Here is a 24,813-nt window from a genome sequence, read left to right as displayed (position 1 = left end):
AGATTTAAGATAAGTGTAGAACGCCGAATAAAAGTGTCCAGCCGCGTTTTTATTAATATGTAGCAGGGGTTAATTCAGCTTTAATTCTGCTTAATATGTTTCATCTGTCGCCGATAAATTGCAGTTACTATTCCTTTAGGCTATCTACTTTATTTAGACCTTAATTTTCGTTTTCAGGCAAAGGACACCCTATGAGCCATGTTGCGCCGTCCATCGCGCAAGAAGATGACGCTAAATCAACAGCATGGCGTTATGCCGTTGCAGGTGCCCGGGATCTGAGAATTGACTTTATGCGCGGTATTGCCCTCGTCATGATGGTCGTGGCGCATACGGAGGTAATGTCGGTATTTAATATATTCTCCTGGGAGCGTTTTGGGTTAACAACCGGTGCAGAAGGCTTTGTCATTCTCTCGGGGTTTATGCTGGGAATGCTGAATCGCGCGCGTCTGCAAAAAGTGGTTTTACTCACGGTTTCCTGGGGGCTTTATCTCAGGGCGTGGAAAATATATCGCGTAAATATCATTGTCATAGTGTCATTTATTCTTCTGGCCTATATCCCACATATTAATGTTTTCGAGGTTACCCATTTTACCGACCGTTTTTCGGGGCAAAGCTGGTCGCTTTACCCTGTTACGCCGCAGATTAAAGAGACCTGGTTCAACATTATTCTCTATTTGCAGATCGGCCCCCATCAGACGCAAATTCTGGGGCTGTATATCTTTTTGCTGCTCTTTAGCCCCCTTTTTTTAGGGATGTTGCAGAAAGGGAAAGTCTGGTGGCTGTTAGGGCTGTCGCTGCTGGTGTACGGCCTGTGGCAGCGGTGGCCGCTTCGGCTGACCCCGTCGGAGTTCGAATTTGCCTTTCCGCTGCTGGCCTGGCAGTTCATCTTTGTTCTGGGCATGGTCAGCGGCTGGTATAAAGCCGAACTGATCTCTTTCGCACGCACGTCAGCAGGTAAAGTGATGGTGGTTACGCTGGTGATGGTGGCGCTCATTCTGGGGTTCGTCGCACAGAACCATACCAACCCGTTTATGCCCCCCGCGCTGCTGATGCACCTGATTCCACCGGACAGCTTCAATACCTTTTATCACACCTGGGCGGCGAAGAATGGGCTGGGCCCGGTGCGGGTGCTAAACGATATCGCCCTGATGGTTACCGTCTACCTGGTGCTGACGTATTGCTGGACGCCGCTCAACCGCCTGCTGGGATGGTTCCTGATCCCGCTAGGCCAGCACTCGCTTTATACCTTTATTTTGCATGTGTACGTAGTGCTGCTGGTGAGCCAGTTCATCACCTTCGACTTATGGCGTCACGCCTGGATAGAGAACACGTTAGTGCATGCGGCGGCACTGGGTATTTTGTGGCTGATGGCAAAATACGACGTCGGCGCACGCTGGATACCTAACTAAGGATGGCGGTTATGCGCGAAAAATGGCTTCTGGCGGGCGTGCTGCTCGCCGCGATCCCCGCCGCAGAGGCGGCGCAAAGCAGTGATAAAGAAACCCTGCGCGATAAGAACGGTGAACCCGTTCAGGCAGGCGTGTTTACCAGCCGGTGGGGGCGTTTGTTCTCGGGAAATGACAAGAAATTTTCAGGGGCTCTAAGCTTCAGTTCAGGGCTGAAAGAGCAGATGGTGAGCGTGCCCAATAGCTCGGACAGCGCCGCGCAGGAGAAAAAAATTAACCAGACGCTGAATCTGAGTCTTCAGTATTCCCCGTACAGCTTCTGGTTTGCCAACATTACCTCCCGGTTGCCCGTCAGGGATACCAACCGCTACACCGCGGACTTTCGCTATAGCTTCGGCTATGACGACTGGCATGCAAATACGTTTAGCCTGGTTTACGGAAACTACGGCGATAACCACTTCTGGACGTCGGGTAGCCGGAGACATACCTATTTCGAACAGGGTGCATTTACGCTGGCCTATAAGTTTTCCTTGCCCAAACCGATAGAAAATTCGCTGCTGATAAACAAAGGGGATTCCATTATTTGCCAGGTCGGGTACAGCTGGGTCCCGCGCTACTACGATCTCAGCAGCGATGACATCCGCAAAAATAAAAACGTCATGCTGGGCGGCTGCGGCTACACCTTCAAACAACATTTCTTCGTTCGTGCGACGGCATTCTGGTTTCCGGACAGCAGCCAGCAGCAGCCCTGGAACGGCGATTACAGCTACAGCTTTGGCTACGCGGGCTATACGCCGGGATCGTTCTCTGTTCAGTACGCTAACTATGCGGGGACGCGCTATCCGGGGCACGGCAACGGTAACGCAAAATTCAGGGAAGGGACCGTGAGCCTCATCTGGTTCTTACCGCTATAGGAGGGATACATGTCGGCTCTGCACGTGTTAATTGTTGAGGATTCGCTGATTTATCGTCGTCTACTCTCCCGGATGCTCACCCAGTGGGGGTATCTCGTGAGCGAGGCGGAAAATGGCGTCGCCGCGCTGGAAATCTTGTCCAGTCAGCCGGTTAGCATGGTGATAAGCGACTGGGAAATGCCGGAAATGGACGGGCTGACGCTGTGTCAGACCATCCGCAACCGTCAGTTTGGCCGCTACGTGTATATCATCCTGTTGACGGCCCGTGAGAATGCCGGGGACGTGACGCAGGGCTTTGATGCCGGGGCGGATGATTTTTTGAGTAAACCCGTTGAACAGGCTGAACTCCGGGCGCGGCTTCACGCCGGGGTCCGTATTTTGACGCTGGAAGCGACCCTCGCGGCGCACAACAAGCGCCTGAGTGAAGCCTTGCATCAGATTGAAAAAGATCTTGAACTGGCGGCACGCGTTCAGCACTCGGTGCTGCCTTCACACCGCTTACGCTACGGCGACTACTTCTCCGACTGGCTTTTCTTGCCGTCAGCCTGGGTCTCGGGCGATGTGTTCAATATCTTTCCGCTGGATTCCCATCTGGGATTCTATTGCGTTGATGTCTCGGGTCACGGCGTGGGGGCCGCGATGATGTCCCTCGCGGTGGCTCGCCAGTTTTTACATGGCCGTGTGGTGGATCGCTTTCTGTTTACCGATGAGGGCGGTATTCAGTCACCTGCGGAGGTCGTCAGGATGTTGAACAGCCGCTTTTGCAGTGAAGAGAGCGACATCACCAGTTATTTCACGCTCATTTACGGCGTGATCGATCCAGAGAGTGGTGAGGGGTTGCTATGTCAGGCCGGGCATCCCACTCCCGTCATTGTGAACGCAGACAGCGAAGTCACGTCCGTGGGCGATGGCGGCCCGCCGGTCGGGCTGATCCCAGACCTGAGCTGGGAGGACGTCGCGTTTACCCTCAATCCGGGGGATCGCTTATGCTTATTCAGTGACGGTATTACGGAGTGTGAAAACGTCAGCGGCGAGCAGTTTGGCCCGCAGCGTCTCGAACGCTGGCTTCATGAGCATGCCCGGCTCCCGGTTGACCAGCTCCTGCCGCGGTTTGGTGACCACCTGACCGGCTGGCGCAATGCAAATCGTGATGAATCCATTGCCTTAACCGATGACGTGTCACTGCTCGTGATTGAGCGTCAGGGAGAACAGAATGATTATTAACACCGAACGATTACCACATGCCAATATTCTCACCCCCGCAGTTCGGCGGCTGGATGCGTCCATTGCCGCGGCGTTTAAGGCCTCTGTCACGGAAGAAATTGGCAGCGATCGTAAAGCCTTAATTGTCGATTTTAGCAAAGTGGATTTTATCGACAGCAGCGGGCTGGGGATGCTGGTGTCGTTGTTCAAGCTGATGAATGGAAAAGGCGAAATGGCGCTGTGCTCCCTGAACCCCGGGATCATGAACATGTTCACCCTGACCCGAATGGATCGCATCTTCCGCATCTATCCGGATAAACATAGCGCGCTTGCGCAGCTGGGGCAGTAGATGCAGAGGCCGGAACAGGCTGAATTTCCGGCGGCGATCGCGTCCCTGACGCCGCTGTCCGGCTGGCTTGGCGACAGGTTGAGCGCGCTTCCCGTCGATGATGAGTGGCGTTTCGCCTTCGATCTCGCCGCCTGTGAAGTGGCGACGAACATCATCCGCTACGCGCTTCACGAGGATAACTCGCGCGTCTTTCGCGTCCAGTTCGATGTCCGCGGCAATGACGTCTGCGTTGTTTTTAGCGACGCGGGTGACGCGTTCCCGCAGGAGCGGCTTGAGGCCGCCAGGCGAGACCGCTTCTGCGAAATGTCGCCGCTGCTGGAGAGCGGTAGGGGGCTGATGCTCATTTTGCTGAGCGTCGATCGTTTCACTGTGGAACGCGTGGCGGGTGAAAATATTGCCACGCTTGAGAAGAAAATCAGCGTATGACCCGCAGGTCATACGCGCGTGATTTTATTTCGTGTTGTCAGCAAACAGCGTCGGCGCCCATGGACGCGGATCCACCTCCATAAACGGCGCGCGCTCGAAGCGGTCCTTCAGCGCCCACGGCACCGTGCAGTCGAAGATCGTCTTGCAGGAGATGCCGTTGCCGCGAATCGAGGTGCTGTAATCCGGCGACTGGGATGGATCGAGCTGGTGGCCGCGGATCCCCGGAATATTGGTGATGCTGACATCGCCCTGCATGCGCGTCGTCATCGCCCACAGGATGTCGTCGCTGTCGAAAATATCCACGTCTTCGTCGACAAGAATAATGTTTTTCAGCTCTGAGTAAGTGGCCAGGGCGATAAGCGCCGCCTGGCCCTGGCGTCCTTCGTCTGAAGGCTGGCGTTTTTTCACCTGCAGTATCCCGAGGAACTTACCGCCGCCCGCGGTATGGGCATAGACGTTTTGCAGGAATCCGGGAATTGCCTCTTCAACCGCATTACGAATGCTGGCCTCGGTCGGCAATCCGGCCAGCGTGGTATGTTCTTCCCCCGGCCCCACCAGCGTTTGCAGGATGGCGTGGTTTCGCATGGTCACGGCTTTCACTTTGATCATCGGCAGAGAGGGATTCGCCTCGCCGCAGTAGCCCGGGAACTCCGGCATCGCGTGGCCGGTGTTGGTGTGCTGATCCTCTCTCACGCGCACGCCCGGAAGCAGTTCGCCTTCGATGATGATCTCCGCCCGCGCGATGGCTTTCTCTTTGACCGCCACGCCCTGCACCAGCTCAACCGGCTGCTGGCGCAGCGCCCCGGCGACGCCCAGCTCGTTATAACCAAATGGCGTGGTGGGGGCCTCAAAGCACGCGCCGATATAGATGGCGGGATCGAGTCCCATGTTGATCGTCACCGGCAGCGGTTTTCCGGCATCCTCCGCTTTTTTGCGGAACACTTCGATGTGGCGCCCGGCGGCAAGGAACATGGAAAGCTCGTCGCGCTCCTGCACGCAGAGGCGGTGGATGGTGACATCCGTTAGCGAGCTGTCTTCCGGATCGCTTGCCAGCACCAGCCCCAGACAGAAGAACGGACCGGCATCAATCGGCGTGTTGGTCGGAGCCGGAAGCAGCTTGCGCAGATCGAAGTCAGGATCGTCAGCGTAGAAGACCTGCTCCTGACAGGGGGCCTGTGTGGCCGGAACGACAACCGGCGCAACCGGCTTTTTCACCGCCTGGCCGACGTGTTTTGCCAGTTCAGAGGGCTCGCAGCCCAACAGAAGCGCCGCGCGCTCGCGGCTGGCGTGCATGCCCACCAGAATGCGGGAGTGCGGATAGCCCTTAATGCTGTTGAACATCATGGCCGGGCCCGTGCGGGTTGGGCGTTTGACCGTGCCGCCTGCGCCGATATGGCGATAGACACCCGCCAGCTCCGCGTTGGGATCGACCGGACGATCGGTTTCAAGATAGTGCCCTTCGTGGCGCTGCAGTAAGGCGATGGCGCTGCGGAGATCGTTAATCTTGTTTTCCATATTTTCCTCCCTCGGTTGAATACCTCCATTTTTATGGCAATGGCTAATAGCATCAATTGCATCATTAATGTTAAATTGATAAGTAAATTAATATCAATATAAGGAGGCGTCTCGTGCAGTTTCGTCAGATGCGCCACTTCATCGTCGTGGCCGAAGAGCTCCACATGCACCGGGCCGCCGAGCGTCTGAACATGGCGCAACCGGCGCTGAGCCAGCAGATAAAGGCCCTGGAAGAGCGTTTAGGCGTCACGCTTTTCAGCCGTGCGAATCGCCGCTTAACCCTGACGCCCGCGGGCGAAGCATTCCTGGTAAAAGCCAGGCTCGCCATCTCCCTCACCGAGCAGGCGGTGCTGGACGCCAGACAAACGGCACGGGGCGAGCAGGGGGTGTTAAACCTCGGGTGCGTGTCGAGCGCGATGTTCGACGGCAGGCTGCCCGCCGCGCTTCGCCAGATGCACAGCCGCTGGCCGGCCATTACCATGTCGCTGATGACGGGAAACGTGCAGACGCTCTATGCCGCCGTGCAGAGCAATCAGCTCGATGTGGCCATCATCCGCGCGCCGCTGCCGTCGCTGCCGGACGATCTGCAAAGTCGTCCGTTCACCTCGGAGAAAACGGTGCTGGCGCTGTATCGTCAGCATCCGCTGGCCGGGTCCGCCGCACTGACGCTTTCGTCGGTGAAAGACGAAAAATGGATCTCCCTGCGCGACCCGGAGGGAATGGGGCTGGAACAGTATTTCTATGACGCCTGCAGCGGGGCGGGCTTTCAGCCGGACGTAGTGCAAAACGCGACCGACGTGCCTACGGTGATAAGCCTGGTTTCGACAGGGTTTGGGCTGGCGCTGCTGCCCGCGTCGGCAAAGGCGGTGAGCGTCGAGAATGTGGTTTACGTGGACATTCTCGACCGGCTGCGGGAGAGCGAACTCACCCTGGTTTGCCACCGGATTATTCGCTCAGAAGTGCTTAAAAAGTTTCTGGTTACCCTCGATCACACCTGACGTCCGGCGGCCCGCAGCAGCTGCTCGCGCAGCCAGACATTTGCCGGATCCTGGCTGTTTTTCGGGTGCCAGTACATGTTGATGGTAATTGGCTGGAGCGGCAGCGGCGGTGGGAAAATATCCAGCGTGCTGGCGAACTGTCGCAGCATCCGTTCCGGCAGGGTACAGACCAGGTCGGTACCGGCAACAAGCGGTGGCGCCATGGCGTAGCTCTGGGTGGACATGGCGACGTGTCGCTGATAGCCCAGCCCGGCAAGGGTTTGGTCGATAAAGCCGGTAAAGGGATCTCCCGCCGACGACACCACCAGATGCGAAAGCGCGCAGTAGCTTTCCAGATCTAACGGGCCTGTTCCGCGCGGATGGCCTTTACGCTGGGCGGTGGCAAACGCGTCGTCGAGGAGTTTGCGCCTCACCCAGCCGTCATGAGCGCCCGCGCTCACACCGATGTAGATGTCCACATCCCCGTTTTCCAGCTGCTGCGGCAGGTCAGCCATCTCCGGCAGGGCGAAGCGCAGGCGGATGCCGGGGGCATCGGTTCCCACCTGGTTAAGCAGCCCGGTGCCGAGCATCAGCGCCGGGTTCTCATGCAGCGCGATAACAAAGGTCCGGCTGCTGGTTTGCGCATCAAATGCCGTGGGGGCAAACATCGCGCTGATGCCGCGCAGTACGTTCGCCACCTGCGGCTTGAGCGCTTCCGCTCGCGGCGTGGGTAATACCCCGCGTCCATGCGGGGAGGGAATGAACAGCGGTTCGCCAAACAGCGAGCGCAGACGCGCGAGACGGGCAGACAGCGCGGGCTGGCTGATGCCCAGCCGCGCGGCCGCATGGGTGATGTTCCTGTCCTGAAGCAGGGCGTCCAGCGTCAGGAGCAGGTCTATGTCCATGTCAGATATCCGCGTCATCGCTCTATTTCGCGCCGCTGGCGTCCCGGTTGGTATAGGTGACAGGGACCCAGGCGTAGCCGCCGTTCTCGCCTTTCGTTACATAGCCGATGCCCGGGAAAGGCAGGTGCGGGGCGGCAACCAGGTCTTTATTTTTCACAAAGTCAGCAAACGCATGCTCGCGAACGCTTGCCGCTTTGTTCTGATCTTCATCGTAGGTGATGGTCACCGCAGGCTGCGGGAACTGGACCGCCGCGGCGTGAATGATGTCGCCGACAAAGGTGATCTTCTCGCCTTTGCTTGTCAGCGTGTAGAAGGCTGAGCCCGGCGTGTGTCCGGGATGAACCGTGCCGGTCAGCCCCGGGATAATCTCCGATGTGCCGCTAAACGGCACCACTTTCCCCGCGTCAAGATAGGGCTTTAAGGTCTTCTGCGCGACGTCAAAGTAGTTCTTGCCGTAGCCGGTTTTCTTCTGATTGTCGTCGTTAAAGAAAAAGTCGATATCCGGTTTACCAACAAAAACGCGCGCGTTGCTGAACACCACCTTGCCATCTTTCACCAGGCCACCGGCATGATCGGAGTGGGCGTGAGTCAGCAGGACTTCAGTAATGTCCTCGGGTTTAATCCCCTGCGTGGCGAGGCTCTCAATCAGACGGCCGCCGTTACCGGGGCCAAAGAGCTGGCCCGAGCCGGTATCCACCAGAATTTTATGTCCGGGCATCGCAATCAGGAACGCGTTGATGGAGACCTCAGGCGGGTTGGTCTGGAAATTTTTCGCGAGCAGCGCATCAATGTTTTGCGGCGTTGTCCTGCGCAGCAGTTTGTGCAGATCCTGCGCGACGGTTCCGTCGGTAAACGAGGTGACCAGAATGTCCCCAACCTGAATGCTGTACCCGCCCGCCGGTTGTTTAACGACGTGCTGGGGCGTCTCTGCCGAGGCCTGCAGCGCAGGGTAGAAAAGCAGTGAACTGGAAATCAGCGTGGAAAGAGCAAGTTTTTTCACGGTAAGCATACGAGTCTCCTTTGAAAGCACTCATCTTACTTCTTCGTAAAATTATAAGAACCTGCCCAGAAATGATAGGACCTATAAACGGGATGGATAGTCAACCGAAGGGCCGGGAAGGCGGGCGATGCCTTTTCCGGCCCGTAAGACCTTATTTTTTCAGCGGTGCGTTCCAGCTATCCAGCGTGGCTTTGGACCAGGCGCCATAAGCGGCGTTAGGCAGCACAATCCAGTCGTTGCCGAAGTGTTCGGCGCTGGCTTCAACCAGCTCACGCTGCTGCTCGCTCGGCTTTTTGCTTTTAAACTGCACGGCGAAATCCGGCAGGCTGTCGCCGAACAGCATCACGATCTGCTGTTTTTTGAGGATGCTCTGGCGACGCTCTTCCTTGCTGACCGTATCCAGCAGCACGCTTTCGTCAGACACCTGCGGCAGGCCGAGAGCGTTTAACGTCTTCAGCGTGTCGGCTTTATTTTCCTGCATACGATCCGAAACGTAGTAGATCCGGACCTTGCTCTGATTCACGTGGTCAAGAAACGCTTTCGCCCCCGGGATTAAGCCGGGTTTTCCCTGCTTCTCCCAGTCGCTCCAGGTGTCCCATTGTGTATAGTCGTGACACTGCTCCGCGTCGCGCACCAGCAGAGGGGTGTTATCCAGCACCGTTTCGTCGAGGTCCATCACCACGGCGTAATTTTCGGGGGTTTTCAGATCCTTTAACTTCTCGTTGAAACGCTCGGTGGCAAACCGATAGGTTTGCAGCTGAAGGGCCATAATCTCTGCCGATTTCTGCTGATAGCGCAGCGCCATTTCGTACGCTTTTGGTTCACACAGGTCGCGCCCGGCAGCCGTCGCGGTTGCCGCTGCACTCAAAACAGGTAATGCCAGCAGTAATGCCTTAGCCATTGAATTCACGCTTTTTTCCTCAACACCCTGGTTAAAATCCCGAAAGCGTAATGAAATTCAATGACAGAAATATGAAGGCTGCGTCGCTAGACCAGCATGTAATACCAGAATAGGGCGACCTCGTCTTTTTCCGGTAAGGCGTTGTAGAGATAACGGTCGTATCCGCCCAGGGTAAATCCGTAGTGACGGTAAAACAGACAGGCAGAGACGTTCACGTTTTGTGTTTCAAGCCGTAATCCCGGCGCGTTTACACTGCGGGCCCACACGTGGGCGGCGGCCATCAATTTTTGTGCGGCGCCGGTTCTGCGTTTTGTACGCTCAACGGCGATATAATCCACTGAGATAAATTTATTCCAGCCGATTGACGCGGTAATAAATCCGGCTAATTCACCATCATCCGTTTCCGCCACAAGAAATATGGCGTCCGGATTAACGCAGTGGTTTTCAAGCGTTTGAATGTCAAGTTCGTAGGTTTTTATCCACGGCTCGGCGACGGCTTCAATATGCAAATCACAATGGATAAAGGGCTCTCGCGCAATGTGGCTAATAGTGAAAGAAAAGTCACAACATTCAAGACGGACGAGGTCCGTATTTAATCCTTTTCGAATCTGCATAGTATTCCCGATAGTGAGTTATTTCATAAAGAATAGACGAAGCGGTTAAATCCGCTGAGCTCACGCACTTTTAATCCTGAACTAAGCTTGTACTTCGTTCCGCGTAAAATGTGGGTCATTCGAGGACAATGAATGGAATTCAGGACATTTCAAAAGCAGTGGGGGGCTGAGTTTATTTCCGATGACGTTGTACGTTTTCGCGTCTGGGCAGAAGGACAGAAAGAACTTACGCTACGTCTTGCCACCGCCGACGTGCCGATGACGGCAACAGGCGGCGGCTGGTTCCAGGCAGACGTCCCCGGCGTCACGCACGGTGCAGAATATCAGTTTGTTCTTCAGGACGGCATGGCGGTGCCCGATCCCGCCTCGCGGGCGCAAAAGGGCGACGTTAACGGCCCCTCGGTGGTGATCGATCCCCGACGCTACCAGCCGGTCAACCGCGACTGGGCAGGGCGTCCGTGGGAAGAGACGGTTATTTACGAACTGCACATGGGCACCTTTACTCCGGAGGGCTCCTTCCGGGCGGCCATCGACAAGCTGCCGTATCTGGCAGAACTCGGGATTACCCAGCTTGAAGTGATGCCCGTCTCTCAGTTTGGCGGTTCCCGCGGCTGGGGGTACGACGGCGTGCTGCTGTATGCCCCACACTCAGCCTACGGTACGCCGGAGGATTTCCACGCGTTTATCGACGCCGCGCACGGGCTGGGGCTTTCAGTGGTGCTGGATATCGTGCTCAACCACTTCGGCCCGGAGGGGAACTATCTGCCTTTGCTGTCGCCCGCGTTTTTCGATGCACAGCGGATGACGCCGTGGGGCAACGGCATCGCCTACGAGCGCGAGCCGGTGAGACAGTACATGACCGACGCGCCGCTCTTCTGGCTGACGGAATACCGCCTGGATGGCCTGCGGTTTGATGCCATCGACCAGATTAAAGACGGCTCGGACACGCATATTCTCGAGGAGATTGCCGCAAAAATTCGCGAGGCCATTCCGCACCGTCACGTTCACCTGACCACGGAAGACAGCCGCAACGTGATTTTCCTGCATCCGCGTGATGAACAGGGCAACGCGCCGCTGTTTACCGGCGAGTGGAACGATGACTTCCACAACGCCGCCCACGTGTTTGCCACCGGTGAGACGCACGCCTACTACCAGGACTTTGCCTTTGAGCCGGAGAAAAAGTTCGCCCGGGCGCTGGCGGAAGGCTTTGTCTACCAGGGCGAGGTATCTCTGCAAACCGGCGAGTCTCGCGGGGTGGAGTGCCGCACGCAGCCGCCGCAGTTCTTCGTCGATTTTATCCAAAACCACGATCAGACCGGCAATCGTGCTCAGGGCGAGCGGCTTATCTCCCTCGCGGGCGCCGACAAGACGCGGGTGCTGCTTGCCGCGCTGCTGCTCTCCCCGCATATCCCGCTGCTGTTTATGGGCGAGGAGTTTGGGGAAACGCATCCGTTCCTGTTCTTCACCGACTTTCACGGCGGACTGGCAAAGGCGGTGCGGGAAGGGCGCGCGAAAGAGTTTACCGGTCATGCCGGACACGATGAAACCGTCCCGGACCCGAACGACGTGAACACGTTTATCCGCTCAAAGCTCGACTGGCATAAAGTCGCCACCGACGAGGGCAAGACGTGGCTGCGCTATACGCGCCATCTGCTGACGCTGCGCCATCGCTATATCGTTCCGCTTCTGCATTCGGGCGGCGCCGTTGAGGGCCATGTGCTCAAGACCGCGCCCGGCATGGTGGCGGTGAGCTGGCGCTTCCCGTCGGGGACGCTCTCTCTGGCGCTGAATATCGGCATTAAGCCCGCCGCGCTGCCCGCTCTGGCGGGGGAGACGCGTTTTGCCTCGTCGGAAGTCACCGACGTTTTACCCCCGAACGGTATTGTCGTTCGCTTTGCTGATGGAGAAGCATCGTTATGATCCCTTCCGCCACGTACCGAATTCAGTTCCGTAACGGCATGACGTTTGACCGCGTTGTGGCGCTGGTGCCGTATCTGAAGGACCTCGGCATCAGCCACCTTTACGCGTCGCCCGTGTTCACTGCCACGACGGGGTCCACCCACGGCTATGACGTAACCAACCCGAATGAAATCGACCCCGCCATCGGCGGGCGGGAAGGATTTGACCGCATGGCCGCCGCGCTTAAGCAGGCCGGCATGGGGTTGATTCTGGACATTGTCCCGAACCATATGTCCACCTCGCTGGAAAACCTCTGGTGGCGCGACGTAATTGAATATGGCCAGCAGAGCCGCTATTTCCGCTATTTCGATATCGACGGCTCGCGCCCGCTTACGCTGCCGTTCCTCGGCGACACCTTTGAGGCGGAGCTGGAGAAGGGAGCTATCACGCTAAAACGTGACCCTGTCACGAAAAGGGCCGCACTGGTCTACTACGACGCCGAGTATCCGCTCAACCCCGGCACGTACAGCGAGGAGAAAAGCATTGCCGAGCTGCACGACGCGCAAAGCTGGCGGCTGATGTCCTGGCGGGAAGCGCCGAAGCAGCTCTCGTGGCGGCGCTTCTTTGAGATCACCGGGCTGGTCGGCGTTCGGGTTGAAGATGATGCGGTCTTCGACGACACGCACCGGCTGATCCTTGAGCTGGTCCACGCGGGCGTGGTGGACGGCCTGCGCATTGACCATGTCGACGGCCTGGCGGATCCGCTGGGCTATCTGCAGCACCTGCGGCAGGCCACCGGGCCCGACTGCTACATTACGGTCGAAAAGATTCTCGCCAAAGGGGAACAGCTCCCCTCTGACTGGCCGGTATCCGGTACCACCGGCTACGAGTTTATCGCCTCGCTGGCGGAAGTGCTGGTCGACGACGATAGTCTGTCGCGCCTGGAGACCATCCACGACGAGACGCTGGGCATCACGGTCGATCGCCACGCGGAACTGCGCGATGCCAAAGGCCTGATGGCCGATCGTAATTTTGAGGGTGAATTCACCACGCTGCTGAACCTTGCTGAGGATCTGGCACGCCGCAATGAGGTTGCGCTGCCGCGCGAGGAAATCCGCCACGCGCTGCGTGAGCTGCTTATTGCCTTTCCGGTCTACCGCACCTATGGCACTCGCGAGGGATTAACCCCGCCGGACGTGGCGCTGCTTAACCGCGTGGTTGCCAGCGTGGAAACGTCGGAAGCAGCGCTCAGCCTGATTGTGCGCATTCTTACCGGCGACCTGCCAGACGGGTGCCGCCAGAGCGCCGCACTGTTCAGGACCCGCTTCCAGCAGCTCACCGGGCCGCTGATGGCGAAATCCGTTGAAGACACGCTGTTCTTCCGCCACAACCTGGAGCTGGCGCTCAATGAAGTGGGTGCCGACCCGACGCCGCGCGCGTTTTCATTATCCCGATTCCACCAGGAAATGCGCATTCGTCTGGCACGTCAGCCCGACGCGCTGCTGGGCACCTCCACGCATGATACCAAGCGCGGGGAAGATGCCCGGGCGCGCCTTTACACCCTGACGGAAGCCCCGGAACGCTGGGGGGAAAATCTGGCCCGCTGGCGGCAGATGAACCAGACCCAGGTGCGTTTTCTCAATGACGGTACCGCGCCGAACGCCGCCGATACGTGGATGATCTACCAGGCGCTGGCGGGCGTCTGGCCCGCCACGCTGACACCGGACGACGCTGACGGGCTGGCATCACTGGAAGAACGTTTTATCGGCTTCCTCGAAAAAGCGTTGCGCGAGGCGAAACAGCGCACCGACTGGATTGACAGTAACGAGAGCTATGAGAGCGTGGTGTTGAGCTACGCGCGGCACCTGCTTTCACCGGACAATAGCCTGTTCCTGCACGATTTCAGCGAGGCGATGCAGCCCTTTATCCGCGCCGGGCTGATGAACAGCCTCAGCCAGACGGTGATCAAGCTGACGGCCCCCGGCGTGCCGGATATCTATCAGGGCAGCGAGGCGCTTAACTTCAGCCTTGTCGACCCGGATAACCGACGCGAGCCGGACTTTCCGGCCCTTGTGCAGAGCCTCAGCGCGGCGGATGCCGGGGTGTTTGACAACCCGGCATGCTGGCTGGACGGCAGGGTAAAACAGTTCGTTACCGCCACGCTGCTGCGGCTTCGACCGCACTACGACGCGCTTTTCCGCTACGGCGACTGGCTACCGCTTAAGGTCAGCGGCGAGCGCGAGGAGAACCTGATTGTCTATGCGCGCGTTAAGGACGACGAGGCGCTGATTGTCGCCGTACCGCGTCTGGTTTTTGACGTCACCGATAATCATCAGCTGTGGGTCAATACCACGGTCGCGTTACCCGACGAACTGGCCGGGAAGCGCTATCGGGATCTGTTCAGCGGCGAAAGCCGCATGCTGCAAGAAACGCTGGCGTTAACGTCAGAAAAGGGATGTGTACTGGTTCTGCTTACCTGCGAATAATCGTGGAGAACGAAAATGGCAAAGGATACAACGTTTGAAATTCGGGCCGGTCATGGCCAGCAGTTGGGGGCGAATTATGACGGGAAGGGCGTTAACTTCGCGCTGTTCTCCGCTCACGCTGAACGGGTGGAGCTCTGTCTGTTTGACCCGTCCGGGAAAACGGAAATCGCCCGGCTGGAGCTGCCGGAGTATACCCATGAGGTCTGGCACGGCTATGTGCCTGACCTGAAGCCGGGGGCGCTGTATGGCTATCGCGTCTACGGCCCCTACGACCCGGAAAACGGTCATCGCTTCAACCCGCATAAGCTGCTTATCGACCCCTACGCTCGCGAACTGGTGGGTGACATCGACTGGAACGATGCCCATTTCGGCTATGAGCTGGGGCATGACGAGCTGGATTTGAGCTTTGACACGCGGGACAGCGCGCCGTTCACGCCGAAAGGCAGGGTCATCGACCCGAACGCCTTTGACTGGCAGGACAACAGCCGGCCGAACGTGCCCTGGCCGCATACCGTTGTCTATGAGAGCCACGTGAAAGGCTTTACCCAGATGAACCCGGCCATACCACCCGAGCTGCGCGGCACGTTTGAAGGCATGGGGCATAAAGCCTCGGTCGACTATATCAAAAGCCTGGGCATTACCTCGGTGGAGCTGCTGCCAGTTCACTGGTTCCCGGACGACCAGCATCTGCTCGACCGCGGTCTGAAGAACTTCTGGGGCTATAACACGCTGGGCTTTTTTGCTCCGGCGTCGCGCTACTACGGCCCGGCGGGGATCCAGGGTTTTCGCGACATGGTGCGCGCCTATCATGACGCGGGCATTGAGGTCATTCTTGACGTGGTGTACAACCACACGGCGGAAGGGAACGAGCTTGGCCCGACGCTCTCGTTTAAGGGGATTGATAACTACAGCTATTACCGCACGCTCCCGGACCAGCACCGGTACTACATCAACGACACCGGGACGGGAAACACGGTCAACACCTCGCATCCGCGCGTGCTGCAGATGGTGATGGATTCCCTGCGCTACTGGGCGGAATCGATGCACATTGACGGTTTTCGTTTCGACCTCGGGACGATCCTGGGCCGCGAGCCCGAAGGGTTTGACCCGCGCGGCGGTTTTTTTGACGCCATGACTCAGGATCCGGTCTTATCCCGACTGAAGCTGATTGGTGAACCCTGGGATATCGGTCCCGGCGGCTATCAGGTGGGCGGATTCCCGCCAGGCTGGGGGGAGTGGAACGACAAATACCGCGACACCGTTCGCGAGTACTGGAAGGGGGACAACGTCTCCACGGACTTTGCCGCGCGGCTTCTTGGCTCCGGCGATCTGTACGATTTGCGTGGGCGTCGCCCGTGGGCCAGCGTCAACTTTATCACCGCCCACGACGGCTTTACGCTGAATGACCTGGTGTCGTACAACGAGAAGCATAATGCCGACAACGGCGAGGATAATAACGACGGGCATAACGATAACCGCTCGTACAACTACGGCGAGGAAGGGCCAACCGAGAACCCGGATATTATCGCTACCCGCGAACGGCAGAAACGTAATTTCCTCACCACGCTGCTGTTCTCCCACGGCACGCCGATGCTGCTGGCGGGGGACGAGTTTGGCCGCACGCAGAAGGGGAACAATAACGGCTACTGCCAGGACAGTGAAATCTCGTGGATCGACTGGAAGGGGCTCTCCGAAAACGACGCCGCGCTGCGCGAGTTTACCCGTCGTCTCATTGCCCTTCGCGCGCAACAGCCGCTGCTGCGCCGTGAAAGCTGGCGCGACGGGCTGGAGATCCGCTGGTTCAATGCCGGAGGCGGTCCGCAGCAGGCCGAGCAGTGGGATGAAGGCTCAACGCTCGGGGTCTCCATCAGCAGGCCGGATCTTCAGCAGGAGGACGGCATCTGGCACGACGTGCTGATGCTGTTCAATCCGTTTGAAGGCACCGTGCCGTTCCATATCCCGCAGTTTGGCGAAGGGGGATGGGTGCTGGAGCTGTCTACGGCGGATGATGCCGCCACCGGGACAGCGATCACCGAAACCGTTGAGTACGCGCTGGCCGGACGGAGCATTACGCTGTTCCGCCGTCCTTAGTTACAGTGACGCCGCCGCCCGTGCGGCGGTGTCATACAGGGAGGAGATTGTGCGTAACAGCTGCGCGGTCTCGCCAATCGACTTCCCGGCAATGCCGCTCTCCGCGTGGATCGCAATCAGACACGCCTCCCGCACGTCCCGGTATTTCATGCACAGCGCTTTCCCTTCCTCCGTTGTAGAGAAAAAGAGCTCTTTCCCCGCTTTCTCGCTCGTCACGTAGCCTGCTTTGACCAACTTTTTCAGCGCATAGGTCACCACGTGGGTGTCTTCCACGTTGAGGACGAAGCAGATATCGGCCAGCTTTTTCTTGCGGTCGCGGTGGTTCACGTGATGCAGCAGCGAAACGTCAAAGGCGCCCATATCGGGCTCGCCGGCAGCCGTCATGCAGCGCACCATCCATTTGTTAAAGGCGTTGCCGGTCATGATCAGCGCATATTCCAGCTCTGATAACTCCGCGCAGCGCTCGGATACCAGATGGCGGGAAGAGACGATCCGGCCCTCGTTGATATCGTCGCGATCGGGTGAAGCACTCTTTTCTGAGGTCATAACGTTCCTTAGCCAGAAATGTAAACTCATCGATAAAATAAGAACATTTTATTGATAATTTGTTTACATGTTTTTGAGGTTCAGATATAGCTTTTTAGCGCAGGTTTTGCGAAGCCTGCCAACAAAACACAACATCGCTCGCCGCAAATTAAAAAAATAGCCGTCGGCGCGCAACGCTCACTTTCGATAGGGTAAACGTTATGGACGGTACTACGCTGCTGCCGCTGATCGGGATACCGATCGTGGTTATTGGTTTTGCACTGCGCTTCAACCCGCTGCTGGTGGTCGTGGTGGCGGGGCTGGCGACGGGTCTGCTGGTCGGTATGGATTTCGGCATGCTGCTGGAGACCTTCGGCGAGAAGTTCGTCAATAGCCGATCGCTGGCCACCTTCATCCTGATCCTGCCGGTGATTGGCCTGCTGGAATATTACGGGCTTAAAGAGCGCGCCCAGGCCTGGGTGGCGAAGATCGCCAGCGCCACCTCAGCGCGTATTCTGATGCTCTATTTTGTCGCCCGTGAAGGTACCGCCGCGCTGGGCCTGATGTCGCTGGGCGGTCACGCGCAGACGGTGCGCCCGCTGCTGGCGCCGATGGCCGAAGGAGCGGCGCTGAACGAATATGGCGAGCTGCCGCAGCACATTCGCGACAAAATCAAAGCCCATGCCGCCGCGTGTGACAACATCGCGGTCTTCTTTGGGGAAGATATCTTTATTGCCTTCGGGGCGGTGCTGCTGATCGACGCGTTTCTGAAAGAGAATGGCATTCAGGGCATTGAACCGCTGCATATCGGCCTGTGGGCTATCCCAACCGCCATTGCGGCATTGATTATTCATATGACGCGCCTGCTGCGCCTCGATGCAAGTATCCGTCGCGACGTGATGGCCTGGCGTGCAGAGCAGGGTACGCAGGAGGCCGCGCAATGATGACGCTTATCACCATTAACCGCGTGTACTACCTGATTGGCTTTGTCGTGATGCTGCTGGTTGTGATGACCCTGCGCGATCGCGCCAATCCGAAGCGCTTTACCACCGCGCTGTTCTGGTTCTTGTTTGGCGGGATCTTCCTGTTTGGCGATCTGATGGTTCAGGAACTCGGCAAATCGCTGGCGTACCGGATTATCGGCGGCGGCGTTATCGCCATCGCGCTGCTGGCGGGGTTTGGTCTGGTCGGGAAAGGGCACTATAAAATGTCGACCGAGGAGGAGCGCGTTGCCTCATCGAACCGGCTCAAAAACTGGCTGTTCCTGCCTGCGCTGATGATCCCGGTGGTGACGGTGCTGGGCACGTTATTCCTGAAGGGCGTTTCGGTCGGCGGCGTGTTTCTGCTCGATCAGAAGCAGCTCACACTGGCGGCGCTTTGCGTAGCCTGCGTCGCGGCGATCCTCACCGGCTGGTGGCTGACCAAAGGCACGCCGCTGCATGCCGTTCGTCAGTCTCGTCGTCTTGTCGATACTATCGGCTGGGCGGTGATCCTGCCGCAGATGCTGGCCATGCTCGGCGGCGTGTTCGTGGTGGCTAACACGGGCGACTCGGTACAGAAGGTGGTGAGCCTGTTTGTGAACCCGGATAGCCGCTTTATGCTGGTGGTGATTTACTGCGTGGGTATGGCGCTGTTTACCATGATTATGGGTAATGCCTTTGCGGCCTTCCCGGTGTTAAGTGCCGGTATCGCCTTGCCGTTTCTGATCAACGTGCATCACGGCAACCCTGCGCCGCTGCTGGCGATTGGCATGTATGCAGGCTACTGCGGCACGCTGATGACGCCGATGGCCGCGAACTTCAATATCGTTCCCGCCGCGCTGCTGGAGCTGAAAGACAAATATCAGGTGATCAAGATCCAGATCCCGACCGCGTTAACCCTGCTGGTGGTGAACGTGTTCTTAATGTATTTCCTCGTGTTTCGCTAAGGAGCTGTCATGGAATTAACGCAACATCAGGCCGACGCGTTTGCCCGCATGCCTTTGACCTATTTGCGCCAGGAATACCCGAACCACATCATGCACCTGCTTAATGATGATGGTGACGTTCTGCCGCCGCGCGAACTGCACCCGATTTTCTACGGCTGTTTTGACTGGCATTCGGCGGTGCACGGTTACTGGCTGCTGCTGCGCTGCGTGCGGCTCTATCCAGAATTACCGTCTCGGGACGCGATCGTCGCGCTTTTTGACGAGCACATGACCGAAGAGAACGTGGCGAAGGAGCTGGCCTATTTTACCGTGCCGTTCCGCGCCTCGTTTGAGCGACCGTATGGCTACGGCTGGCTGCTGGCGCTGGCCCAGGAGCTGAAACAGTCGTCGCTGCCGCAGGCCGCGGGCTGGTACCAGACGCTGGCACCGCTCACCCAGGATATTCGCAACCGGCTGGTGGATTACCTCGGTAAGCTCACCTATCCGATCCGCGTCGGGACGCACTACAACACCGCGTTTGCCCTCGCGCTGGCGCTCGATTACGGTCGCACAGTGGGAGACAAGGCGCTTGAACAGGCGATTCTGGCGGAAGCGGAGCGGTTTTATCTCGCCGACACGCGCTATCCGGCTCATTATGAGCCCGGCGGAGACGAGTATATTTCCGGCGCGCTGACGGAGGCGCTGCTGATGAGCAAGGTGTCTGAAGACTTCCCGGCCTGGTTTGACGCGTTTCTGCCGGAGGTGAGCGCCGTTACGGCACTGATGAACCCGGCGGAAGTGAGCGATCGTACCGACCCGAAAATTGCCCATCTGGACGGATTAAACCTCAGCCGCGCGTGGTGTATGAAGCACATTGCGAAAGCGCTTCCTGCCAGCCACCCGGCGCAACCGGCGTTGCGCGAGGCGGTGACGAAACATCTGGCCGCCAGCGTCGGGCATGTGGTCGGCAGCCACTATAGCGGCGGGCACTGGCTGGCGAGCTTTGCGCTGCTGGCGCTGGAGTAAACAAACGAGTCGTCTTTCTTGCCGGGTGGCGCTGCGCTTACCCGGCCTACATTGTGCAACGCTTGCCTGTAGGCCGAGCAGAGCGCAGCCTGCTCAGGCTAAATACCACCGAACCCGTCGAGGCGATGACGGCTAGCCACAGTGCAACATGGATAGCATGTTGATGGTCCCATCCTGCCGCTGCTCCCAGCAGCACCCCCACCACGGCGGCGCCGAGACACTGGCCGAATGTCCTCACAATCGACAACACGCCGGAGGCATAGCTGGCATATTCCCGCGCGACGTTAGCGAGCATTTCCCGGTTATTGGGGCTCTGGAAGCAGCCAAATCCAATACCGCATACCAGACTGCGCAGGCCGATATTCCATACGGAAGGATTCTCCGGCAACGTGGCCAGCAGGACCAACCCACCGACAAAGACGATCAGCCCTAGGGTCGAGATCAGCGGCGCGGAGATCGTATCCGCCCAGCGACCCGCGTGCGGCGCGATCAGCACGATGCCAATCGGCCACGGGGTGAACAGCAGCGCCGACACCACCGGGCTGTAGCCATACACGCTCTGAAACAGGAACGGCAGCGCGACAAACGTGATCCCCTGGCTCACAAACGACGCCAGCGAGGTCAGCGCGGCGAGGGTGAAGTGCCCGTTTCTGAACATCACCGGCGGCAGTAACGGATGTTGCGCGCGCCGAATCCGACAGGTAAAGGCGAAGGCGCCGACCAGCGCGACAACGCCCCAGCAGACGGCCTGCCGGTTAATGTGCTCCGTCACATGCTGAAGGCTGTCGGCCAGCATGATCGCTGAACCTAACAGGACGGCGGAGAGCACGGCGCCCGGCGCGTCAAAGGGAGTGCGGTCAGCGGCCGATTCCCGCGGCAAGGCCCGCCATGCCAGCAGCAGGGCGATGCTGCCTGGAATAAGATTAATGGCGAACAGCCATTGCCAGCTCAGGGCGTCCAGTATTGTTCCGCCGAGTACCGGGGCAATCGCCGTGCTGGAGGCAATAAGCAGGGCGTGCAGCCCCAGAATGCGGCCCAGCAGCCGGCCCGGAAAAACGGAGCGCAGGATAGCCGGAGCAATACTCAGGGTCGCCGCGCCGCCGATGCCCTGCAGAATTCGCATCCCGGTTAACATTTCCGGCGTTGTTGCCATCGCGCAGCCGAGCGAGGTGAGCGTAAAGGTGGCAAGCCCGGCCAGAAAGATTGGGCGATAGCCCACGCGGGCTGCCAGCGCCGCGAAGATGGCCAACGTCATCGCCGCTGACAGCAGATAACCGTTGGCGAACCAGACCGCAACGTTCGCAGGGACCTGCATCGCTCTTGCCATGGAGGGGAGCGCGATGTTGATCATGGTACCGTCAAAAACGCCCATCAGCGTGGTGGTCATAACGGCGGCCATCACCCTGGCGCGTTCATGCCCGGATAAACCTTCATCGCCGGGCAGGTTGGTAAATAGCGTCATTGTCGTTACTCCGGATAAGAATCGTGATGACGAAACTATAATCATGCGGTATACAGGGCGGAAGACGCATCATTTGCACTTAATCATTGCATGTAACGCCACATCTGAGGAGGCATCGTGTCCGATCCTGACTTTAACCTTCTGGTTGCGCTCGACGTTCTGCTGGCAGAAGCCAGCGTGGCGGGCGCGGCGAGACGTTTGAGCCTGAGCACCTCCGCCATGAGCCGCACCCTGAGCCGGCTGCGGGAGGTGACCGGCGATCCTATTCTGGTACGGGCCGGTCGTCATATGGTGCTGACGCCCTGGGCCGAAGCCACCCGGGACCGCGCCAGAAGCGCCGTGCACGAGGCGAGGGCGGTGCTGCAGCCCTCCACCGACACGCTGAAGGTGGAAAGCCTTGAACGGCTGTTCACCATCCGGGCCAACGACGGTTTTGTGGTGGCGTTTGGGCCTCTGCTCATTGCTGCGGTGGCGAGCGTCGCGCCCGGGGTGTGCATCCGTTTCTCACCGAAACCGGAAAAAACGTCGCGCTATTTACGTGAGGGGCTGGTCGACCTGGAGATCGGCGTGCAGGGTAACATGGGGCCTGAAATACGGCTGCAAAGGCTCTTTCAGGATCGGTTTGTTGGCGCGGTGCGTAAGGGGCATCCGCTGTCAGAGCAGCCGGAGGTCAGCCTGAGTGACTATGTCGCCTGGGGGCATGTGGTGGCCTCGCCGGACGGATCGCTGCACGGGTTTGTCGATGAGGCGCTGGCGGAGCGCGGGATGAAGCGCAAGGTCGCCAGCGTGGTGCCTGGATTCCCGACGGCGTTATCCGTGGCGCTGGCGTCCGATCTGATTGCCATGGTGCCGGCGTTATATCTGCTCAATCAGGCGATGACCGAGCGCGTGCACGTCTTTGAACTGCCCTTTAAGACCCGGACCATAACGGTTTCACAGATGTGGCATCCGCGCATGGAGAGGGACCCGGCGCACCGGTGGCTCAGGGAAAAGGTCCTTGAGGTGTGCCGTGCTGTTTGCTGACGCTCAGAGCACTTTCCCCGGCACGGTGAGGATGAAGCGCGTCGACACCGCATCCGATTCCACGCGGACTTTTCCCTGATGTGCGGTGACAATGGACTTCACGATAGCAAGCCCAATTCCGCTGCCTTCGCCTTTACGCTGCCTGGACGGATCGACGCGATAAAAACGGTCAAACAGCTTCGGCAGATGCGCCGGCGGGATCGGCGGCCCGGGGTTTTCTGTCACCAGTTCAACGTCGTTATCCTGTTTTCGCAGTGTGACCGTCACCGTTTTGCCCGCTGGCGTATAGCGCAGGGCGTTGGATAACAGATTATTTATGGCCCTTCTGAACATCTGCGGATCGCCTTCTATCAGGCAGGGCATCCCGTTAAACTTCAGCGCGATGTGGCGTTCTTCCGCCCAGGCTTCAAAGAAATCGAAGACTTTCATGACCTCGGCGCTTAAATCAAACATCACCCGGTCAGGGATGAGCTGATTGTTATCCGCCTGCGCCAGGAAAAGCATGTCGCTGACCATGCGGGTCATCCGGTTGTACTCTTCCAGGCTGGAGTACAACACATCCTCCAGCTCCTTCGGAGTGCGGTTCTGACTCAGCGCGATTTCCGTTTGCGTCACCAGGTTGGTGATGGGGGTTCTGATTTCGTGCGCGATGTCGGCGGAAAAGTTAGCCTGACGGGTAAAGACATCTTCAATCTTTTCGATCATCTGGTTGAAGGAGATGACCAGCTGCTCCAGCTCAACGGGTACGCGGGACGGCTCCAGTCGTGCATCCAGATTTTCAGAGGTGATGTTTTTTATGGCGTTGCTGACGTTACGCAGAGGCAAATGTCCCTGGCGCACCGCGATGCGAATGACAAGGATAATCAGCAGGCTGATAACCGCCGCAATCGCCAGGAGATTCTTTTTCAGCGCCTCAAGATAGTGGAGATGAAAATTAATGGAGAGCCCGATCAGCATGACGTAGTCCTGTGTTTTTCCCTGCAGCGTCGCCGTGCCTGAAGAGGCGATAATCCGGTAGGTTTCCATTTTCATGTCGGACCCGGCGTGCATGGGGTTGGCCGGGTCTTCTACCGTCCAGAGAAACACATCCTGTGCGCGACGGTGTTCGCTAAAGTTCGCCGTGTTCATTGCCGGGCGCAAAGCCGCCCCTTGCGCCGAGCTGAACAGGGTATTGCCCTGCGGATCCAGAAGCAGGACGGCCACGTTGCGGTAGCTGGCGATCGACTCTTTAATCTTGCTGATTTTCTTTTGATCGGGATCGGCCGGTGATTGCAGTATGCGGTGCATCGCAGTGCTGATTTGCTGCAGATCGCTGACATCCTGCTCGGCGAAATGCTTTTCAACGGAATGGAGCATAAACCAGGTAAAGGCGAAAAAGGCCAGTATAGTGGAGAGACTGATAAGAAAGGTCAGCCGCAGAGCAAGAGAAAAGGGGCGCCGGGGAAACTTAACGTGCATCCGGCACCTCCAGCATATAGCCCACGCCGCGCACCGTCTGGATCAGCTTCGGTTCAAAATCGTTATCGATTTTCGCGCGCAGCCGCTTTACCGCCACGTCAATCGCGTTTGTGTCGCTGTCAAAATTCATGTCCCACACCTGGGAGGCAATCAGGGAGCGGGGAAGCACTTCTCCCTGATGGCGCATGAAAAACTCCAGCAGGCTGAACTCTTTGCTGGTTAACAGGATGCGACTTCCGGCCCGGCTGACCTTTCTCGACACGAGGTCAACCGTAAGATCTGCCACCTGAAGCTGGCTTTCCGCGATCACCGTATTTCCGCGTCTTAACAGCGTCCTTACCCTGGCGAGCAGCTCGGCAAAGGCGAAAGGCTTAATCAGATAATCATCCGCGCCCAGCTCCAGCCCTTTGACCCGATGTTCAATCGTACCGAGAGCCGTAAGTAACAGAATGGGCATCCCTTTGCCCGCAGAGCGGAGCATACGGACAATGTCCCAGCCGTTCACATCGGGCAGCATGATATCCAGAATCAGCAGACCGTATTCAGCGGTCATGGCGAGATGGTAGCCGTTCAGGCCATTATCCGCGTGGTCTACGACAAACCCCGCTTCAGTCAGCCCCTTACACAGGTACTCACCGGTTTTCATTTCGTCTTCGACGATCAGTATTTTCATCGTGCTCCCCAGAATGGCTGCTGATGACATTCTATGGCGCCCGCGACCGTTCAC

The 24,813-nt window shown here is 58.3% G+C and carries 22 protein-coding genes; 13 read left to right on the top strand and 9 right to left on the bottom strand.

The genetic code is table 11. The features are described from left to right. Window positions 1-191: 191 nt before the first annotated feature. The 5 genes from opgC to GXP72_RS11630 are packed head-to-tail and all read left to right on the top strand — an operon-like array spanning window position 192 to window position 4,298. Window positions 192-1,409 (top strand): OpgC domain-containing protein, encoded by a 1,218-nt coding sequence (opgC, locus tag GXP72_RS11650; RefSeq protein ID WP_157189208.1) that lies wholly within the window; start codon window positions 192-194, stop codon window positions 1,407-1,409. An 11-nt stretch (window positions 1,410-1,420) separates the two neighbouring features. Continuing rightward, the gene (locus GXP72_RS11645) at window positions 1,421-2,320 is read left to right on the top strand and encodes a hypothetical protein (protein WP_081112037.1); all 900 of its coding nucleotides are present in this window, start codon (window positions 1,421-1,423) and stop codon (window positions 2,318-2,320) included. Window positions 2,321-2,329: 9 nt separating this feature from the next. Beyond that, window positions 2,330-3,544, top strand: a complete 1,215-nt coding sequence (locus GXP72_RS11640) for a SpoIIE family protein phosphatase (protein ID WP_208762891.1) — start codon at window positions 2,330-2,332, stop codon at window positions 3,542-3,544. Then, on the top strand, window positions 3,534-3,872 hold the full coding sequence (locus GXP72_RS11635; protein WP_208762890.1) for an STAS domain-containing protein: 339 nt from the start codon (window positions 3,534-3,536) through the stop codon (window positions 3,870-3,872). Before GXP72_RS11640 ends, GXP72_RS11635 begins: the two co-directional genes overlap by 11 nt. Further along, window positions 3,873-4,298, top strand: coding sequence for an ATP-binding protein (locus GXP72_RS11630; protein ID WP_208762889.1), 426 nt, complete (start codon window positions 3,873-3,875; stop codon window positions 4,296-4,298). A gap of 24 nt (window positions 4,299-4,322) precedes the next feature. On the opposite strand, the gene GXP72_RS11625 is transcribed toward GXP72_RS11630, so the two are convergent. Further along, window positions 4,323-5,813: a UbiD family decarboxylase gene (locus tag GXP72_RS11625; RefSeq protein WP_208762888.1), complete on the bottom strand. Its 1,491-nt coding sequence runs from the start codon at window positions 5,811-5,813 to the stop codon at window positions 4,323-4,325. 113 nt (window positions 5,814-5,926) lie between these two features. On the opposite strand from GXP72_RS11625, the gene GXP72_RS11620 reads away from it, so the two are divergent. Next, the gene (locus tag GXP72_RS11620) at window positions 5,927-6,811 is read left to right on the top strand and encodes a LysR substrate-binding domain-containing protein (protein WP_208762887.1); all 885 of its coding nucleotides are present in this window, start codon (window positions 5,927-5,929) and stop codon (window positions 6,809-6,811) included. Here the strand turns inward: GXP72_RS11620 and GXP72_RS11615 are convergent. From GXP72_RS11615 to GXP72_RS11600, 4 genes are all read right to left on the bottom strand, one after another. Continuing rightward, a complete protein-coding gene (locus GXP72_RS11615) occupies window positions 6,802-7,713 on the bottom strand; it encodes a LysR family transcriptional regulator (protein WP_208762886.1) in 912 nt (303 codons plus the stop codon). The two genes, GXP72_RS11620 and GXP72_RS11615, sit on opposite strands and share 10 nt — an antisense overlap. A gap of 4 nt (window positions 7,714-7,717) precedes the next feature. After that, complete coding sequence (locus GXP72_RS11610) at window positions 7,718-8,704, bottom strand: MBL fold metallo-hydrolase (protein WP_208762885.1); 987 nt, start codon at window positions 8,702-8,704, stop codon at window positions 7,718-7,720. A 142-nt stretch (window positions 8,705-8,846) separates the two neighbouring features. Next, complete coding sequence (locus GXP72_RS11605; RefSeq protein WP_090416898.1) at window positions 8,847-9,605, bottom strand: 5'-nucleotidase, lipoprotein e(P4) family; 759 nt, start codon at window positions 9,603-9,605, stop codon at window positions 8,847-8,849. 77 nt (window positions 9,606-9,682) lie between these two features. Further along, window positions 9,683-10,210, bottom strand: coding sequence for a GNAT family N-acetyltransferase (locus GXP72_RS11600; protein WP_090416900.1), 528 nt, complete (start codon window positions 10,208-10,210; stop codon window positions 9,683-9,685). 132 nt (window positions 10,211-10,342) lie between these two features. On the opposite strand from GXP72_RS11600, the gene treZ reads away from it, so the two are divergent. From treZ to glgX, 3 genes are read left to right on the top strand one after another with little or no spacing between them, the layout of a single operon-like run. Then, window positions 10,343-12,130 carry a malto-oligosyltrehalose trehalohydrolase gene (gene treZ, locus GXP72_RS11595; RefSeq protein ID WP_090416902.1) on the top strand — a complete coding sequence of 596 codons (1,788 nt, stop codon included), beginning with the start codon at window positions 10,343-10,345 and terminating at the stop codon, window positions 12,128-12,130. Beyond that, the gene (treY, locus tag GXP72_RS11590) at window positions 12,127-14,595 is read left to right on the top strand and encodes a malto-oligosyltrehalose synthase (RefSeq protein WP_208762884.1); all 2,469 of its coding nucleotides are present in this window, start codon (window positions 12,127-12,129) and stop codon (window positions 14,593-14,595) included. Before treZ ends, treY begins: the two co-directional genes overlap by 4 nt. A 15-nt stretch (window positions 14,596-14,610) precedes the next feature. Continuing rightward, on the top strand, window positions 14,611-16,686 hold the full coding sequence (gene glgX / locus GXP72_RS11585) for a glycogen debranching protein GlgX (protein ID WP_090416906.1): 2,076 nt from the start codon (window positions 14,611-14,613) through the stop codon (window positions 16,684-16,686). Here glgX and GXP72_RS11580 read toward each other — a convergent pair whose 3' ends face one another. Beyond that, window positions 16,687-17,232, bottom strand: coding sequence for a winged helix DNA-binding protein (locus GXP72_RS11580; protein ID WP_021240146.1), 546 nt, complete (start codon window positions 17,230-17,232; stop codon window positions 16,687-16,689). It lies immediately after the preceding gene. A gap of 200 nt (window positions 17,233-17,432) precedes the next feature. Between GXP72_RS11580 and GXP72_RS11575 the strand changes: the two genes are divergently transcribed. The 3 genes from GXP72_RS11575 to GXP72_RS11565 are packed head-to-tail and all read left to right on the top strand — an operon-like array spanning window position 17,433 to window position 20,143. Further along, window positions 17,433-18,155: a DUF969 domain-containing protein gene (locus GXP72_RS11575; protein WP_008501655.1), complete on the top strand. Its 723-nt coding sequence runs from the start codon at window positions 17,433-17,435 to the stop codon at window positions 18,153-18,155. Beyond that, window positions 18,152-19,138 (top strand): DUF979 domain-containing protein, encoded by a 987-nt coding sequence (locus GXP72_RS11570; RefSeq protein WP_024908532.1) that lies wholly within the window; start codon window positions 18,152-18,154, stop codon window positions 19,136-19,138. The genes GXP72_RS11575 and GXP72_RS11570 overlap by 4 nt, the downstream gene beginning before the upstream one ends. A gap of 9 nt (window positions 19,139-19,147) precedes the next feature. Then, entirely contained in the window at window positions 19,148-20,143 is a 996-nt protein-coding gene (locus tag GXP72_RS11565) for a DUF2891 domain-containing protein (protein WP_090416908.1), read from the top strand. Between the two features lie 46 nt (window positions 20,144-20,189). On the opposite strand, the gene GXP72_RS11560 is transcribed toward GXP72_RS11565, so the two are convergent. Then, a complete protein-coding gene (locus GXP72_RS11560) occupies window positions 20,190-21,605 on the bottom strand; it encodes an MFS transporter (RefSeq protein ID WP_090416910.1) in 1,416 nt (471 codons plus the stop codon). A 117-nt stretch (window positions 21,606-21,722) separates the two neighbouring features. On the opposite strand from GXP72_RS11560, the gene GXP72_RS11555 reads away from it, so the two are divergent. Next, the gene (locus tag GXP72_RS11555) at window positions 21,723-22,628 is read left to right on the top strand and encodes a LysR family transcriptional regulator (RefSeq protein ID WP_024908529.1); all 906 of its coding nucleotides are present in this window, start codon (window positions 21,723-21,725) and stop codon (window positions 22,626-22,628) included. Window positions 22,629-22,631: 3 nt separating this feature from the next. On the opposite strand, the gene GXP72_RS11550 is transcribed toward GXP72_RS11555, so the two are convergent. Further along, on the bottom strand, window positions 22,632-24,086 hold the full coding sequence (locus GXP72_RS11550; protein WP_090416912.1) for a Cu(+)/Ag(+) sensor histidine kinase: 1,455 nt from the start codon (window positions 24,084-24,086) through the stop codon (window positions 22,632-22,634). After that, window positions 24,076-24,759 (bottom strand): copper/silver response regulator transcription factor, encoded by a 684-nt coding sequence (locus GXP72_RS11545; protein WP_090416914.1) that lies wholly within the window; start codon window positions 24,757-24,759, stop codon window positions 24,076-24,078. The genes GXP72_RS11550 and GXP72_RS11545 overlap by 11 nt, the downstream gene beginning before the upstream one ends. Window positions 24,760-24,813 lie beyond the last annotated feature (54 nt).

This window comes from Enterobacter sp. SES19 (assembly GCF_011765665.1).
Lineage (GTDB): Bacteria > Pseudomonadota > Gammaproteobacteria > Enterobacterales > Enterobacteriaceae > Enterobacter > Enterobacter pseudoroggenkampii.
This window is presented reverse-complemented; position numbering and strand designations above follow the sequence as displayed.